Source organism: Agilicoccus flavus (assembly GCF_014857905.1).
GTDB classification, from domain to species: domain Bacteria; phylum Actinomycetota; class Actinomycetes; order Actinomycetales; family Dermatophilaceae; genus Agilicoccus; species Agilicoccus flavus.
This window is the reverse complement of sequence record NZ_JACYXE010000003.1, coordinates 292,716-309,379: the sequence shown is the minus strand read 5'-3', so window position 1 is coordinate 309,379 and position 16,664 is coordinate 292,716. Positions and strand designations below refer to the sequence as shown.

11 protein-coding genes are annotated in these 16,664 nt (G+C 72.3%); 2 read left to right on the top strand and 9 right to left on the bottom strand.

Annotated elements, in window-relative coordinates; all coding sequences use genetic code 11:
- The first annotated feature begins 133 nt into the window (after positions 1–133).
- The gene (locus tag ICW24_RS07215; RefSeq protein ID WP_226345035.1) at positions 134–1,504 is read left to right on the top strand and encodes a GntP family permease; all 1,371 of its coding nucleotides are present in this window, start codon (positions 134–136) and stop codon (positions 1,502–1,504) included.
- A gap of 42 nt (positions 1,505–1,546) precedes the next feature.
- Here the strand turns inward: ICW24_RS07215 and ICW24_RS07210 are convergent, their stop codons facing one another.
- The 4 genes from ICW24_RS07210 to ICW24_RS07195 all read right to left on the bottom strand — a co-directional run bounded on the left by ICW24_RS07210 (position 1,547) and on the right by ICW24_RS07195 (position 7,200).
- Positions 1,547–2,956 (bottom strand): ABC transporter substrate-binding protein, encoded by a 1,410-nt coding sequence (locus ICW24_RS07210; protein ID WP_226345034.1) that lies wholly within the window; start codon positions 2,954–2,956, stop codon positions 1,547–1,549.
- A 14-nt stretch (positions 2,957–2,970) separates the two neighbouring features.
- Positions 2,971–3,927 (bottom strand): carbohydrate ABC transporter permease, encoded by a 957-nt coding sequence (locus ICW24_RS07205; protein ID WP_226345033.1) that lies wholly within the window; start codon positions 3,925–3,927, stop codon positions 2,971–2,973.
- 11 nt (positions 3,928–3,938) lie between these two features.
- Positions 3,939–4,853 (bottom strand): carbohydrate ABC transporter permease, encoded by a 915-nt coding sequence (locus tag ICW24_RS07200; protein ID WP_226345032.1) that lies wholly within the window; start codon positions 4,851–4,853, stop codon positions 3,939–3,941.
- Positions 4,854–4,929: 76 nt separating this feature from the next.
- Entirely contained in the window at positions 4,930–7,200 is a 2,271-nt protein-coding gene (locus ICW24_RS07195; RefSeq protein WP_226345031.1) for an alpha-galactosidase, read from the bottom strand.
- Between the two features lie 294 nt (positions 7,201–7,494).
- Here ICW24_RS07195 and ICW24_RS07190 point away from each other — a divergent pair, with 294 nt between their 5' ends.
- Complete coding sequence (locus tag ICW24_RS07190) at positions 7,495–8,574, top strand: LacI family DNA-binding transcriptional regulator (RefSeq protein ID WP_226345030.1); 1,080 nt, start codon at positions 7,495–7,497, stop codon at positions 8,572–8,574.
- On the opposite strand, the gene ICW24_RS07185 is transcribed toward ICW24_RS07190, so the two are convergent.
- The 5 genes from ICW24_RS07185 to secD form a co-directional block, all read right to left on the bottom strand.
- Positions 8,525–10,033 (bottom strand): alanine/glycine:cation symporter family protein, encoded by a 1,509-nt coding sequence (locus tag ICW24_RS07185; RefSeq protein WP_226345029.1) that lies wholly within the window; start codon positions 10,031–10,033, stop codon positions 8,525–8,527. The genes ICW24_RS07190 and ICW24_RS07185 overlap by 50 nt on opposite strands.
- Positions 10,034–10,154: 121 nt before the next feature.
- Positions 10,155–12,572 (bottom strand): RelA/SpoT family protein, encoded by a 2,418-nt coding sequence (locus ICW24_RS07180; RefSeq protein ID WP_372360554.1) that lies wholly within the window; start codon positions 12,570–12,572, stop codon positions 10,155–10,157.
- A gap of 161 nt (positions 12,573–12,733) precedes the next feature.
- A complete protein-coding gene (locus ICW24_RS07175) occupies positions 12,734–13,297 on the bottom strand; it encodes an adenine phosphoribosyltransferase (RefSeq protein WP_226345028.1) in 564 nt (187 codons plus the stop codon).
- On the bottom strand, positions 13,294–14,568 hold the full coding sequence (gene secF, locus ICW24_RS07170; protein ID WP_226345027.1) for a protein translocase subunit SecF: 1,275 nt from the start codon (positions 14,566–14,568) through the stop codon (positions 13,294–13,296). Before secF ends, ICW24_RS07175 begins: the two co-directional genes overlap by 4 nt.
- Entirely contained in the window at positions 14,565–16,499 is a 1,935-nt protein-coding gene (gene secD, locus ICW24_RS07165) for a protein translocase subunit SecD (RefSeq protein WP_226345026.1), read from the bottom strand. The genes secF and secD overlap by 4 nt, the downstream gene beginning before the upstream one ends.
- Between the last annotated feature and the right edge of the window lie 165 nt (positions 16,500–16,664).

Genomic DNA, 16,664 nt, shown 5'->3' with positions numbered 1-16,664 from the left:
GGGGGTTGGGCCGGGGCACGGCCCGTCGGGCCGGGCGCAAGTCCTCGGGCGCCGGTCCCCCTCGCGACCCGTCGGGCGGGAGAGACTGTGAGCCCCGCACGGGAATCCCCGGCCCGACAACGAGGTACACGCCGTGATCGCTCTCCACACGACCATCGCCATCCTCGCGATCGTCCTGCTCATCATCAGGTTCAAGATCGACCCGATCATCTCCCTCGTCATCGGGTGTCTCTACCTCGGGCTGGCGGGGGGCGTCGGGTTCACGGCGACGGTCGAGGCCATCACCGAGGGCTTCGGCGACATCATGGCCAAGATCGGTCTGCTCATCGGCTTCGGCGTGCTCATCGGGTCGCTGCTGCACACGACCGGCACGTTCGACCGCCTGGTGGGGGTGCTGGTGCGGACCCTGGGACCGAAGCGGATCCCCTACGGGCTGACGGTGGCCCTCTCGACGATCTTCCCCTCGATCTACGTCGACGTGCAGGTGGTGCTCGGCGCGCCGGTGGCCCGCCAGGCCGCCCCGCACGTCGGCAAGCACGGGTTGGCCCTCATGGCGGGCGCGCTCGGCACGGGGATCTTCTGCGGCTACGTCTTCGTGGTGCCCGGTCTCGCCGCGGTCTCGATCGCCGGGTTGCTGCAGATCCCGCTCGGGACCTACCTCATCTACGGCATCGTCCTCGGCCCGCTCACCGCCGTTCTCACCACCTTCGTGTTCGGCCTCATGCTGCGGGGCGGCTACTGGAACGAGGAGAAGGACGAGATGGACGGCGAGGGTGACGCCCTCGGCCCCTCCGACGACGAGGGCGCGGACGCCGCCGCCCCGGCCACGTTCGGCGGCCGGCGGGCCCCCGCCCTCGTCGTCGCCCTGCTGCCGATCCTCGTCCCGCTCGTGCTCATCGCGTTCGGCGCGTTCGTGGGCCTCGCCGGCGTCGAGAACGAGGTCGTCGACTTCTTCGGCAACGCCAACGTCGCGATGTTCATCGGTCTCCTGCTGGCCTTCTTCCTCGCCCGCCGGACCGTCGGGCGGAACCGCACCGACGAGGCGTTCGGCGACGGCCTGCACACCGCCGGCGAGATCCTCCTGGTCACGGGCATCGGCGGTTCGCTCGGCGCCGTCATCAAGGCGACGGGCCTGGCCGACGTCCTCGGCGGGCTCTTCGGCGCGGACAGCGGCGCTCCGGTCGTCGTCAGCGTCCTGCTCGCCTGGTTCATCGCCGCCGTGCTGCACCTCGCCATCGGGTCGGTGTCGGTGGCGGCCATCACGGCCGCGGGCATCGTCGCGCCCATCCTCGGCTCCATCGGGGTCGCGCCGATCGCCATCGGCCTCGCGATCGCGTCGGGCTCCCTGTTCGCGCTCCAGGTCAACAGCAACTTCTTCTGGATGTACAAGGCCCTCCTCGGCCTGACCACCCAGGGCGGGCTGAAGACGATGACGGTGGTCACCTCGATCGCCTCGCTCGTGTCGCTGCCGATCGTCGTCGCGCTGGCGTTCGTCGCCCCCTGACCCGCTCCGACGACGACGACGGCAGCAGCGGTGGACGAGAGATCAACCCCGCTGCGAGAGCAGCAGGTTGATCTGCTCGTTGAACGTCGTCATCGCCGAGACGGGTTCCTGCCCGATGTAGATGGCGTTCATGCCGGGCCCCAGGATGGCCTTGATGTCCTCGGCGTAGTAGACGACCGGGTAGAGGAAGGTCGACTTCTCGCTCACCTGTTCGGTGAACGGGGTGACGTCGAGGTTGCGCTCCCGCTTGTTGTAGGCGACTGCGAGCTCGGTCCCCGACCTGCGCGCCGGGAAGACGACCCCGGCGTTGCCGATGATGTCCTGGCACGTCTGGCCCGAGAGGAACTTCACCCACTTCGCCGCGTTCTCGGGCTGCGTGCTGTTCGTCGTCACCGAGTCGGCGAGGCCGTTGAACATCGACGCGCGCTTCCCCGCGGGGCCCACCGGCGTGGGCGCGATCCCGATGGGCGTCTTCTCGCCGGCCGCGTTCGTGAAGCCGCTGTAGGTGGAGATCATCCACGAACCGTCCACGGTCATCGCCGCGGTCCCGGCCGCGAGCTGCTTGTTCTTGTCGAGGTCGCCGGCCGTCACCTCGTACGGGGGCATGTAGCCCTTGCGGACGAGGCCGAAATACCAGCCGAGCGTCTTCTGCACGTCGGGTGAGTCGAAGCGGAAGCGGGTGCCCCACGGGTTCTTGTCGAGGTACTGCCACCCCGTGCCCGAGCTGCCCGTGAACGGCGACCACTGGGTCTGGCCGTAGCCGTCGCCGCCGCCGTGGTCGATCGCCATCCCGTAGACCTTGACCCGGTTCTTGTCGAAACCGGGCTCGTCGCCGCGGCGGCCCTTGGCGTCGACGGTGAGCCGGGCGACCATCTTCTCGAACGTGCCCCCGTCGTCGGGGTTCCAGGCCGCCGAGTCGACCTGCTCCTTCGTGATCCCCGCGTCCGCGAGCATCTTCGCGTTGTAGAAGAGGGCGACCGTGTCCCAGTCCTTCGGAGCGCCGTACCGCTTGCCGTCCTGCCCCTTCCACAGGGTCGCCAAGCCCTCCTGGTAGTCGTCGTCGGCGATGTCCTTCGTCGCCTGGAGGTCGTCCAGGGGGCGCAGGACGCCGAGATCGGCGAACTGCGCGAACTTGCCGAGGTGGTCGGTGAAGACGTCCGGGGCCGTGTCGGCGATGAAGCCCGCCGTCAGCTTGCTCCAGTAGTCGTCCCAGCCGTACTGCGTGATGCGCACGCGCAGCCCGGGGTTCTCCGCCGCGAACGCGTCCGCGCACTTCTGGTACCCGGGCTGCTGCGCCGAGTCCCACAGCCAGTACGAGATGGTCCCGCCGGCCCCGGCCGCGCTCTCGCCCTTGGCGCAGCCCGACAGGCCCACCGCCGACCCCACGGCCACGGCGAGGGCGAGCGCGGTCGCGGCCCGCGTGCGGGTCCGGTCCGTCCGTCGACGTCGCATCTGCACGCTCCTGTTCACTTGATCCCGCTGAAACCGATGGAGTTGACGATGCGCTTCGCGAAGACCCCGAAGAGGAGCAGCATCGGAAGCGCGGCCACGAGCGTCGCCGCCATGAGCCCGGCCCAGTCCGGGCCGGTCTGCGGCGCCTGCGACTTGAAGACGCCGAGCCCGACGGTGAGCACCCGCGAGGCGTCGGTGTAGCTGACCATGAGCGGCCAGAAGTAGTCGTTCCACGCCGTCATGTACGTGAGGATCGCGAGCGTCGTCACCGGAGCCACCGACATCGGCAGCACGAGCTGGAAGAACACGCGCACCTTGCTCGCGCCGTCGACGAGGGCGGCCTCCTCGACCTCGCGGGAGAGACCGAGGAAGAACTGCCGCAGGAAGAACACCGCGAACGGCGTCATGAACATCGTCGGCAGGGCGACCCCGAGCAGGGTGTCGATGAGCCCCAGCTGCTTGATGAGCACGAAGTTCGGCAGGAACGTGAAGATCGCGGGGATCATCAGGCCGGCGAGGAAGAAGGCGAACACCTTCTCGCGGTGCCGCCACCGCAGCCGCGCGAACGCGTACGCCGCCATCGCCGAGAAGAACGTCTGGCCGGCGGTGACGAGAGTGGCCACGACGACGGAGTTGAACAGGTAGCGCCAGAAGGGGATCGACGCGCCGGAGCCGCCGGCCGCGATGGCCTCCTCCCCCGTCTGGGAGCCGAAGACCCGCTCGAACCCGCCGGTCGAGAAGCCGACCGGCAGCAGGTCCGTGCTGCCGGAGTACAGCGCGTTGTTGCTCGACAGCGCCGTGCGCAGCATCCAGTAGAAGGGGAAGAGCGTCGCGAGGATCACGAGGATCATGAAGAGCCAGGCGAGGGCCCGCCCGGGCGAGAGACGACGACGGCGGGCCGGTTCGTCGGTGGGGCCGGAGGCAGGCACCGGCTGCGGATCGGTGGTCGGGGCCGCGGTGGGATCGGTCATGGTCGGTCCTCTCAGTCCAGGTCCGTGCTGTCGGCCCGGGTGAGGCGGTACTGCACGAAGGTCACGGCCATGAGCACGAGGAGCAGCGCCACGGACAGGGCGGAGGCGTACCCGAACTGGAAGCGGCCGAAGGCGAGGTCGTAGATGTAGAACTGCAGGACCCGGGTCGCGTTGACGGGCCCGCCCTGGGTGGCCACCGCGACCGTGTCGAACACCTGGAACGAGCCGACGACCGTGATGATGAGCCCGAGCGCGAGGATCGGCCGCAGCAGGGGCACGGTGATGCGGAGGAACGTCGACACCTCCGAGCTGCCGTCCATCCGGGCCGCCTCGTACACGGTCTCGGGGATGGTCTGCAGCCCGGCGAAGATGAGCAGGGCCGTGTAGCCGACGTGGCGCCAGGTGTTGATGAACGCGATCGTCGGGATGGCCCAGTCGGCCGAGCCGAGGAACGGGATCCGCTCGAGCCCGATCGACTCGAGCACCACCTGGCCGAACCCGAGCTGGTAGTCGAGGATCCACAGGAAGAGCATCGCGGCGACGACGTTGCTGACGAGGTACGGCGTGAGGATGAGGCCCCGCAGCCACGTGGACTGGGTCAGCCGCTGCATCATCACGGCGATGACCAGCGCGAGGATCGTCTGGAAGCCGATGTTGAGGACGACGTACTGCAGGGTCACCCAGAGGGCGTTCCAGAACACCGGGTCCGCGAACATCCGGGTGTAGTTGTCGACGCCGACGAACTCGGCGGGCCTGAGCAGGTTGAACCGCGTGAAGCTGAGGTAGATCCCGCGCACCGTCGGCCACACGAGGAACACGAGGAACCCGAGCGCGGCGGGCGCGATGAACAGCAGCGCGAGCTTCGTGTCGTCGGGCGGCGCCGGGCGTGGCGTCGAGCCGGTGCGAGCCGGCGAAGGTGAACTCATCGTCGAGACCTTCTTCTCGGGGAGGGGGCGCGTCGCCGAGCGGTGCCGCGCCGGGGCGGCCGACGGCCGCGTCCGCTCAGAGGGCGGCGACCTCGTAGAGCACCACCTGGTCGGGGTCGACGAGGGGGGACTGGAGTCCGGCGGCGGCGAGGGCCGCCCCGGTGAAGACGCCCCCCGGCAGGCGGGTGTCCGACAGGACGTCGACGACGCGCGGGCCGCCGGCGGCGCTCGGGGCCGTGCTCGCCCCCTCCGCGTCCTGCACGCGCCACCAGGGCGGCGGGCGCAGGCCCGAGGGCGTCGCCCCGACGACGACGGGCTGCACGCGGTAGCGGGTCCCGGGGTCGAGGCCGGGCAGGAGGAGGCGGGGGCGCGGGGCGACGTCGCTGCGCCCCGTCGTCGCCGCGAAGAACGTCGCGTCACGCTGGTCGGGCGAGACGACGCCGTACACGTTGAGGGTGTCGTCGGCCGTGTCGACCCGGACGAGGTCTCCACCCAGCAGCTGGGCGCGGCGGCCGCGGTAGTAGGCGATCCACGAGCGCAGCTCGTCGATCTCGGCCGGCGTCGCCTTCGCGAGGTCCCATTCGATGCCGAAATGGCCGAGCACGGCCGTGCCCGCCCGGAACGACAGGTCGTGGACCCGCCCCGTCGTGTGCGACCGTCCCGAGGCGACGTGACTGCCGAGCAGCTCGGGCGGGAGGAGCTGCATCGTCCACCGGTTCATCTGCTGCCGCTCGAGGGGGTCGATGCAGTCGGAGGTCCACACCCGGTCGCACCGCTCCATCGCCCTGAGGTCGACGCGCGCACCGCCCGAGCTGCACGACTCGATCTCCAGCCCCGGGTGCCGGGCCTTGAGGTCGTCCACGAGCCGGTAGTAGGCGAGCGTCTGGGCGTGCACGGCGGGGCGTCCGTGGTCCGTGCGGTTGCCGGCCTCGACGAGGTCGCGGTTGTGGTCCCACTTGATGTAGGAGATGTCGTACTCGGTGAGGATCGCGTCCATGGCGTCGCGGACGTAGGTCCAGCACTCTTCGATGGCGAGGTCGAGGACCTGCTGGTGGCGCGCCCGCGGCGGCAGCTCCCGGCGCGCGGCCATGATCCACTCCGGGTGGGCGCGCGCGACGTCGGAGTCCTCGTTGACCATCTCGGGCTCGAACCACAGACCGAACTGCATCCCCAGCCCGGTCACGTGGTCGACGAGCGGGCCCAGGCCGTCCGGCCACGCGTCCGGGCTGACGACCCAGTCGCCGAGGCCGGAGAAGTCGTCGCGGCGCGACCCGAACCAGCCGTCGTCGAGCACGTATCGCTCGACGCCGAGGGCGGCGGCGCGGTCGGCGAGGTCGCGCAGGCGGTCGAGGTCGTGGTCGAAGTAGACGGCCTCCCACACGTTGAGGGTGACGGGCCGGTCGACGTCGACGTGCCCGGGGCGGGAGCGCAGCCAGGCGTGGATGCGGCCGGCGACCGCGTCGAGTCCGACGCCGTAGCTGCCGTACACCCACGGCGAGGCGTAGGACTCGCCCCGGGCCAGGCGCACCTCGCCGGGCAGCAGCAGCTCCCCGCCGCCCGCGACCTGCACGCCCGCGGACGTCCGCTCCGCGTAGTGGGTGTGGTTGCCCGAGAACCCCACGTGGACGGCCCAGATCGCCCCGGAGCGGAAGCCGAAGCCCGCCTCGCCGAGGTGCACCATGCCGGCGGCGTCGGCGCCGGTGCGGCCGCGGCGCCCCTCCCGCAGGTGGGTCCCCGTGTGCAGGACCGACCGCTGCGGGGTCTTCTCCTTGCCCCACCGGCCGCCGAAGTCGAGGAGCTCGCGGGCGTGACCGGGCACGGGGTAGGCGAGCACGAGGTCGTCGAGGGCGTACTCCTCCCCCGTGTTGAGCAGGGTCGCCCGGCTGCGCAGCAGCCCGGAGGGCAGCAGCTCGACCTCGAGGGTGAGCCGCAGGTCGGTCTGCTCGTCGACGGCGTCGACCTCGAGTCGGCCCCCGTGGTCGCGCTCGGTGTGCCCGCCGCCCAGCTCGACCGGCGCGCCGTCGAGAGCCGCGGTGTGCACGGTGAAGTCCGTCGCCCAGTCCGCGCCGGCGCGCGAGCCCGACAGGCCGGGGCGCCCGGACCAGGCGTGGTGCGGCTCGGGCAGGAGCGACACCGGCCGGGGCGCGTCGACGCTGCTCGGCGCCGTCTGGGGCAGCGAGGCCACCAGCAGGTCGGCCGCCTCCTGCGCGGTGAGCGCGCCGACGTCGGCCCCCCAGTGGGCGACGACGGGCAGGCCGTCCCGGGGCACGGCGAGCAGCACCGAGACGCCCGCCGCCCTCAGGTGGATCGTGGTCGCGTGGGGTGCGCCGAAGGCGTCCGTGGGCATCGCTGCTCCTGTGCCGAGGGTGAGGGGAACATCGGTCGGCACCACACAGTTCCGTGCGCTCAACCGGTTTAGCAGATCCTGGCGGGCGGTCGGACGCGGTGTCAAGACCCCGACGGCGCGATGTCACCGCGGCGAGACCCCACTCCGCCGGAGGCCGGGGGGCGGGCGGACCGGTCGCCGGCAGCGGCTGCGGCTCACCGGTCGGAACGAGCCGAGGGCGCCGGTCCGCGGTAGATTTCGGCGTCCCGTCGTCGTCGGAGCCCGGCGCCTCCGATCCCCACCCGGAGGTGACCCATGCCCCGCCGCCCGACCCTGCAGGACGTCGCCGACGCGTGCGGGGTCTCGCGCGCCACCGCCTCGCTCGTCCTCGCCGGCCGACAGGCCCGGATCTCCGGGTCGACCACGGCGCGGGTGCGGGCTGCGGCGGCCGACCTCGGGTACCGCCCGAACCGGCTCGCCCACTCCCTGGCGTCGGCGCGCACCCAGACCCTCGCGCTGGTCACCGACGCCCTGGCCAGCGACCCGTTCACCGGCCGGTTCGTGCAGGCCGCGACGACGGCGGCGCGGGACCGCGGGCATCTCCTCTTCGTCGCCGAGACCGGCGGCGACGAGGCGGTCGAGCAGGAGGTCCTCCGGCGGCTCCTGGACCAGGGCGTCGACGGCTACGTCCTCGCGCCCGCGCAGCGCCGCGAGATCCGGGTCCCGCCCGACCTCGCCGGCGAGCGCGTCGTCCTCCTCAACGCCACCCCCGCACCCGCCGAGGCCGCCGAGCCCGGGCAGCCCCGCAGCGGGGCCGCCGACGCGCCCACTCCGCCCACGGCGGTCGCCGCCGTGGTGCCCGACGACGCCCAGGCGGGCCGGCTCGTGGCGCGGGCGCTGCTCGAGGCGGGTCACACCACCGGCATCCGGCTCGTGGGCGAGACGGTCCCAGGGGGTCCCGGCGGACTCGAGCGGCGGGACGCCCTGCGCGCCGAGCTGGCCGCCCACGGGTGGGCCCTGCACGGGCACGACGAGGTGCCCTGGTGGCCCGGGCCGGTCCGCGACGCCCTCGAGCCCGTCCTGGGGGACCCCCACGGGCCTACCGCCGTCGTCGCCCTCAACGACCGGGCCGCGCTCGGCGTCTACGAGGCCGCCGCGCGCCGCCGGCTCGACGTGCCGCGCGACCTCTCGGTCGTGTCCTTCGACGACAGCTTCCTCGCCCGGTGGCTCGACCCCGTGCTCGCGAGCGCGGCCCTGCCGTACGAGGCGATGGGCACGCTGGCGGTGGAACTCCTGCTCGACGCCCGGGCGAGCCCGGGGCCGACCGGCACGACGCGCGTGCCGTTCACCCTCGCCGACGCGGGGTCTCTCGGCCCTCCCCCGTCGGTCCCGTGACTCCGGCGGTGTCGGTGACGTCGGGTCCGTCCTCGGGCCACACCCCGTCGACGATCCCCCGCGGTCGGGACGGCAGCTCGTCGAGGACGTAGCGGGCCTTGACGGGGTCGGCGCGGTGACGTTCGAGGTCGCCCAGCGCGGCCACGGCGTACTTGCCGAGCAGGAAGAGCGCGATCAGGTTGATGACGGCCATGAACGTCATCGCGACGTCGGCGAGGGACCAGACGAAGGACAGGCTCGTCAGCGCGCCGACGAACACGGAGGCGACGACGACGAGGCGCAGCACGACGTCGCCGATCCGCCCGCCGCGCAGGAAGTCGACGTTGATCTCGGCGTAGGTCGTGTTGCCCAGCACCGAGCTGAAGGCGAAGACGAAGATGAGCACCGTCATGACGGGCACGACCCAGTCGCCGAGGCTGGAGGCGAGGGCGCTCTGCGTGAGGGCCGCGCCGGCGTCGTCCTTCGTCGTCACGCCCGGGGTGTAGACGCCGGGCGCGGCGAGCAGGATCATCACGGCGGTCGCCGTGCAGACGACGATCGTGTCGACGAAGACGCCCGCCGCCTGGATGATGCCCTGATGGGCGGGGTGGGAGGTCGTCGCCGTCGCCGCCGCGTTCGGGGCCGAGCCCATGCCGGCCTCGTTGCTGAACATGCCGCGCTTCACGCCGTTCATGAGCGCGGCGACCATGCCGCCGCCGACGCCGGCGAGCGCCGGGTCGAGGCCGAACGCGCCCTTGATGATCTGCATGAACGCGTCGGGGACCGCCGTGATGTGGATGATCAGCACGCCCACGGCGAGGAGGAAGTAGAGCAGGGCCATCGCGGGGGCGACGATCTCGGTGACGCGGGCGATGGCCTTGAGGCCGCCGAAGATGATGACGCCGGTGAGCACGACGAGGATGACGGCCGACCACATCGGCGCGACGCCGTGCCCGTTCGCGAGCACCTGGCTGATCGTGTTCGCCTGGACCATCTGGAACGCGACGCCGAACGTGAAGATGAGGCAGATCGCGAAGACGATGCCCATCGGGCGGGCCCCGAGGCCGCGCTGCATGTAGTAGGCCGGGCCGCCGCGGAACGTGCCGTCGTGGTGCGGCTGCTTGTAGATCTGGGCGAGCGTGGCCTCGACGAACGCGGTCGCCATGCCGAGCAGCGCCATGACCCACATCCAGAAGATGGCGCCCGGGCCGCCGAGGGCCAGTGCGATCGCGACCCCGGCGATGTTCCCGGTGCCCACGCGCGACGCGAGGCTGATGCAGAACGCCTGGAAGGACGACACGCCCTCCCCGGCCCCGGACCGGGAGTCGAAGAGGACCCGCAGCATCGTGCGGCCGCTGCGGAACTGCATCCCGCGCACCCGGAACGTGAACCACAGCCCCGCGATCGCCAGGAGCGGGACGAGCAGGTAACCGGTCAGCGCGTCGTTGGCGGCGGTGACGAGGTCTTCGACGGCGTCCATCGAGGGGCCTTTCGAGCGGAGGGGGCGAGCGTTGCGTGCACCCTATCCACCCGGGAGGGCGACCCGGCTCACCTGCCGGCCCCGCGGCGCGGCGGGAGCACGGGCGGCGCCGACCGCCGGGTCAGGCCCCGGCGCGGTCGGCCACGGCCCGGTGACCCGGGCGCGACCGCGGCCGGTCACCGGTCACCCGCTCGACCTCGATGACGTGGTCGACGGCCCGCAGGGTGCGCAGCACGTGCTCGAGGTGGCTGGGGTCGCCCATGTCGAAGACGAAGGTCGAGCGCGCCTGCCGGTCGGTCTTCGTCGCGACGTTCGCGGTGATGATGTCGATCCTCTCGTCGGCCAGCGCCTTGGTGATGTCGGCGAGCAGCGACTTCCGGTTGAGCCCGACGATCTGCACCTGCACGCGGAACGACCGACCGTCCGCGACGTTCTCGCTGCCCTCGGCCCAGCTCACGTCGACGAGCCGCTCAGGGTGCTCCTGCAGGAGCTCGGCGTTGACGCAGTTGCGCCGGTGCACCGACACGCCCTGGCTGCGGGTGGTGAAGCCGATGATGTCGTCGCCCGGCACCGGGGTGCAGCACTGCGCGAGCTTGGACCACACGCCCGTCACGCCGTCGCCGATGACGATGCCGGGATCGCCCGCCGAGCGGACGGCCTGCCGCCGCCCCGGCACGGTGGCCTCGGCGAGGTCCTCCGTCGCGCCCTCCTCCCCACCGTAGGAGGCGACGAGCCGGTCGATGAACGCCTGCGCCGACAGGTGCTTCTCGCCCACGGCGGCGTACAGGGCGTCGACGTCGGTGTAGTGCCAGCTCGCAGCGAGGTCGGTCAACCGCTCCGCCGTCATGAGACGCGTCAACGGCAGGTTGCGGCGGCGCATGGCCTTGACGATGGCCTCCTTGCCCCGCTCGATCGACTCCTCGCGCCGCTCCTTGCTGAACCACTGGCGGATCTTCGACAGGGCGCGGGGGCTGCGGGCGATGTCGAGCCAGTCGCGCGAGGGGCCCGCCCCGTCGGCGCGGCTCGTGAGGATCTCGACCTGGTCGCCGTTGTCGAGGACCGTGTGCAGGGGCACGAGGCGGCCGTTGACGCGGGCGCCGATGCAGTAGTGGCCGACCTCGGTGTGCACGGCGTAGGCGAAGTCGATGGGCGTCGAGCCCTTGGGGAGCGTGATCGCGCCGCCCTTGGGCGTGAACGCGAACACCTCCTTGGCGTTGATCTCGAAGCGCAGGCTGTCGAGGAACTCCTTGGGGTCCTCGGTCTCGCGCTGCCAGTCGAGGATCTGCCGCAGCCAGCTGAGCTCGTCGAGCGGGTCGGCGCCCTTGCCGCCCGCGAGGTCCTTGTACTTCCAGTGGGCCGCGACGCCGTACTCGGCGCGGTGGTGCATGTCCTTGGTGCGGATCTGGATCTCGATCGGCTTGCCCCCGGGGCCGATGACCGTCGTGTGCAGCGACTGGTACATGTTGAACTTCGGGGACGCGATGTAGTCCTTGAACCGCCCCGGCATCGGGCGGAACCGGGCGTGCATCGAGCCCAGGACCGAGTAGCAGTCCCGCACGCTGTCGACGAGGACACGGACGGCGACGAGGTCGTGGATGTCCTCGAAGTCGCGGCCCCGGACGATCATCTTCTGGTACACGGAGTAGTAGTGCTTCGGGCGGCCGCTCACGTTCGCCGTGATGCCCGCCTCCTTGAGGTCGGCGACGATCGCCGCCTTGACCACCGCCAGCTCCTCCTCCCGCTCGGGGGCGCGGTCGGCCACGAGCCGGACGATCTCGTCGTACACCTTCGGGTAGAGCGTCTGGAACGACAGGTCCTCGAGTTCCCACTTGATCGTGTTGAGGCCGAGCCGGTGCGCCAGCGGCGCGTAGATCTCGAGGGTCTCCTTGGCCTTGCGCTGCGCGCTCGCGGGCGAGACGTAGCGCCACGTGCGCGCGTTGTGCAGACGGTCGGCGAGCTTGATGAGCAGCACGTGCACGTGGCGGCTCACCGCGAGGATCATCTTGCGGACCGTCTCGGCCTGCGCCGCGTCGCCGTACTCGACCTTGTCGAGCTTGGTCACGCCGTCGACGAGGATGGCGATCTCGTCGCCGAAGTCGCGGCGCAGGTCATCGAGCGCGTACGACGTGTCCTCGACGGTGTCGTGCAGGAGCGCGGCCGCGAGCGTGGTCGGGGGCATGCCGATCTCGGCGAGGATGTTGGCGACCGAGAGCGGGTGCGTGATGTAGGCGTCGCCGCTCTTGCGCATCTGCCCGTCGTGGACGCGCTCGGCGAGGGCGTACGCGCGCTCGATGACCCCGAGGTCGGCCTTGGGGTGGTTCGCGCGGACCGTGCGCAGCAGCGGCTCGATCGTCGGGTTCGTCGCGTTGCGCGGGGCGCCGAACCGCGCGAGGCGGGCGCGCATCCGGGCCGCGGTGGGGACGGCCGACGCACGACCGCGCCGGGCAGGTTCCACGGCGGACCCGGGCCCTCGGCCACGCCGGGCACCGCCGCGCGGTCCGTCGGACCGCGGCTCGGGCTGCTCGGTGGCCTCGCTCATGGACAAATGATAGTGGTGGCGCGCCCCGGCACCGTGAGCCGGTCGACGACATGCCCACCCGATGCCCACCCGAGTCCCCGTCCCGGCTCGGGTCGGCTCGCCGACCGCGCCGACGGGCCCCCCGTGACCGGGCGCCGCGGCCACGGACGCCTGCGTACGTCTCAGACGACGAGCAGCGACTCCACGGTTCGACCGGCGAGGCGTTCCCGGCCGCCGAGCCCCGCGATCTCGACGACGACGTCGACCGCCACGACGAGCCCGCCGACCTCGTCGACGAGCCGGCACGCGGCCAGCGCCGTGCCGCCGGTGGCGAGCACGTCGTCGATGAGCAGCACCCGCGTGCCGGGCGGGAACGCGTCGCGGTGCATCTCGATCGTCGCGCTGCCGTACTCGAGGTCGTAGGAGGCGGAGACGCACGGGGCGGGGAGCTTGCCCGCCTTGCGGATCGGGACGAAGCCGACGCCGAGCCCGACCGCGGCCGCGGTCCCGATCATGAAGCCGCGGGCCTCGATGCCGGCGACGACGTCGACGCGGCCCGCGAAGCGCTCCGCGATCTCGGCGACGACGGTCGCGAGGGCGGCGCCGTCCGCGAGCAGCGGGGTGAAGTCGCGGAACGTCACGCCCGGCACCGGGTAGTCGGGGATCTCGCGCAGCCGGGAGGCGACGAGGCCGCGCACGCTCCCGCGATCCGCGGATGCCGACCCTCCGGCGGCGAGGCCCGTCATCGGCCCGACCGTCCGCGCCGCGACCGGGGCGGGTCCTCGTCGGCGAGCAGCGACGGGTGGATCCGCCGACCCGTGGCCGTCCGGGCGGTGTCGTCGTCGTCCGCGTCACCCGGGTCACCCGGGTCACCGGCGTCGACGCCACCGCCGGTCTCGTCGCCCTCGCCCTCCGAGTCGGGGGCCGCGCCCCCGGGGTGGGCGGCGCCGGCGTCCGCGGCGGCGGGGCCGTCGGACTCCGCGGCCCGCGAGTCCTCGGGGGCTCCGTCGGCGGCCGCCGGCGCGACCGGCCCGATGTGCGTCGGGCGGCCGGACCGGGCGACCCGCTCGTGCAGCGCCTTCATCCGCGGCTCCTTCTCGCGCAGCCACGCGAGCAGCGGCGTCGCGACGAAGATGGAGCTGTAGGTGCCGACGGCGATGCCGACGAACAGCGCGAGGGACAGGTCGAGCAGGGTTCCCGGCCCGATGAGAGTGAACCCGGTGACGAGGATGACCGCGACGGGCAGCAGCGCGACGACCGAGGTGTTGATCGAGCGGACCAGCGTCTGGTTGACGGCGAGGTTGGCGGCCTGGGAGTACGTCATCCGGCCGGTGGCCATCGCCTCCGTCGTGTTCTCGCGCACCTTGTCGAAGACGACGACGGTGTCGTAGAGCGAGTACCCGAGAATCGTGAGGAACCCGATCATCGACGCCGGGGTCACCTCGAACCCGGCGAGGGCGTACACCCCGACCGTGATGATGATGTCGTGCGCCAGGGCGACGAGCGCCGCCGCCGCCATTTTCCACGTCCGGAAGTAGACGGCGAGCAGGAGGGTGACGAGCAACAGGAAGATGATGAGCGCCTGCAACGCCTTCTGGCTGACCGACGCGCCCCACGACGGGCCGATGACCGACGACGTGACGTCCCCCACCGGCACCCCGAACGCCTGGGCGAGCCCACCGGCGACGTCCTGGGCGAGGCGGTCGTCGAGGCGCTCGGTCTGGACGCGCACCGTGTCGGAGCCGATGAGCGTCGAGCTCGCGTCGGGGACGCGACCCTTCTCCTCCACGACGGCCCGCGCCTTGTCGGCGTAGCCCTCGGTGGAGCTCACGCCGGGCACGCGGAAGTCGGAACCGCCGGTGAACTCGATGCCGAGGTTGATCCCCCGGATCGCCACCCCGGCGGCCACGACGAGGAGGATGGCGAGCGAGATGAGCATCCAGCGCTTCAGGCGGCCGACGAAGTCGATCGACCGGCGGCCGGTGTAGAGGTCGTTGCCGAACGTCGCGAGGCTCATGACCGCGCTCCTTCCATGCCGCCGGTCCGGCGGGCGGGCTCGGCCGTCATGAGGCGCCCGCGGCCCATGTAGCGGACCTTCGCGCCGAGGGTCTTCCGGTCGAAACCGGACCACTTGTGCCCCTCGCCGAAGAAGCGGGTGCGCGAGAGCAGGGACAGCAGCGGGTGCGTGAAGAGGAACGTGACGAGCACGTCGAGGATCGTCGTCAGCATGAGCATGAACGCGAAGCCGCGGACGTTGCTCGAGGCGAGGACGTAGAGGACCGCCGCCGCGAGGAAGTTGACGCCGTCGGAGATGAGGATCGTCCGCTTGGCGCGGTCCCAGCCGGTCTGGACCGCGGCCTCGAGGCGCCGACCCTCCCGGACCTCGTCGCGGACGCGTTCGAAGTAGACGATGAACGAGTCGGCGGTCGTGCCGATCGCGACGATGGCGCCCGTGACGCCGGCCATCGTCAGGCGCAGGTTGTAGCCCCAGCCGAGGAGGGCGAGACACAGGTACGTCAGCGCGGCCACGATGAGCAGCGACGCGACGGTGACCAGGCCGAGGGCCCGGTACTGGAACAGCGAGTACAGCACGACGAGCAGCAGGCCGACGGCGCCGGCGATGAGGCCCAGCCGGAGCTGGTCGCCGCCGATGGTCGGGCTGATCGTCTCGGTCGACTGCACCGTGAACGAGATGGGGAGCGCGCCGAACTTGAGCTGGTTCGCGAGCTCCGTGCTCTCCTCGGCCGAGAAGTTGCCCTCGATCTGGGCGTTGCCGTCGGTGATCGCGCTGCGGAAGTAGGGCGCCGAGACGATGCTGTTGTCGAGGACGACCGCGAGCTGGTTGCGGGGCTCGGGCAGCGAGACCATCGCCCCGCTGATCGTCGCGTACGCCGAGGTGGCCGCCCCGCCCGCCATCTTGAGGTTGACGACGTAGCCGCCCGTGGGCTGGCCCTGCTGGTTCGTCGCCAGGCCCGAGCTCGCGTCGGCGAGCTGGTCGCCCGAGAGGACGGACGGGCCGAGCAGGTACTTGGCCGTGCCCTGGGCGTCGCAGGCGATCGACGGCTGGTTCGGGTCCTCGGTGGCCGGGTTGTAGGCGGGCGCGTTCGCGCAGTCGTAGGCGATGAGGCGCTGCTGCCACTGCGGGGTGAGCCAGGCCTCGCTCGTGGCGGCCGCGACGAGCTGCTTGGGGTCGGCCCGCACCGCGTCGGTGATCTTGGGGGTGCCGTCGGCGTTCGCACCCGGGGCCCCGCTCGGTGCGGGGGTCGCGGCACCGGACGGCGTGGCCGCGCGGGAGGGGGTGGCGGCCCGGCTCGGGGTCGGGGTCAGGGCCGGGGTGGCCACCGGGGGCGTCGTGGCGGCGGGGACGCCGGCGGTCATCGACCCACCGCTGTTCGTCACGCCCGCGGAGGGGGTGGCGGCGGGGGCGCGCGTGGCCGCACCGCTGGTCGGGGCGCCGGTGCCGACCGACGAACGCGGGGTCGCGGTGCCCGTGGGGGCGGGCGTCGCGCCGGTGGGAGCCGGTGTGGCGCCGCCCGTCGGGGCGGGCGTCGGCACCGCGGCGGGCTGCGCGGCGAGCACGGGACGGAAGCGCATCTGCGACGACTGCCGGAGCGCCTCCTCCTGCGCCTTCGTCATCGTGCCGGGCACGGCGACGACGACGTTGTCGCCGAGGGTCGAGACCTCGGCCTCGGCGACGCCCTGGCCGTCCACGCGGGCGCGCATGATGTCGACGGCCTGGGCGAGCTGCTCCTGGTTGACGCGCTCCCCCTCGCGCACCTGCGGCTGGAGGATCATCTGGGTGCCGCCCTCGAGGTCGAGGCCGAGCTGAGGTGTCCACGACCCGCCCCGCCACGTCGTCGCCGCGGCGAGACCGCCCACGAGGGCGGCCACGACGAGGAACATCGCGATGAGGGAACGCCACGGGGCGCGCATCGTCGAGGGGGCCATCAGCGTCCCTCGCCAGGGGCCGCGCGGTGCGCGGCACCCGCCCGGCCGGTGCTCCCGACGTCCACGCCGTGCGCTCTGGTGCGGAAATGCTGCATGTGGCGGTCCTGTCCCGTCCCTCGTCGTCGTCGCGTCGAGGCGGCTGTGGTGCCGCGCGCCCCGACGCTC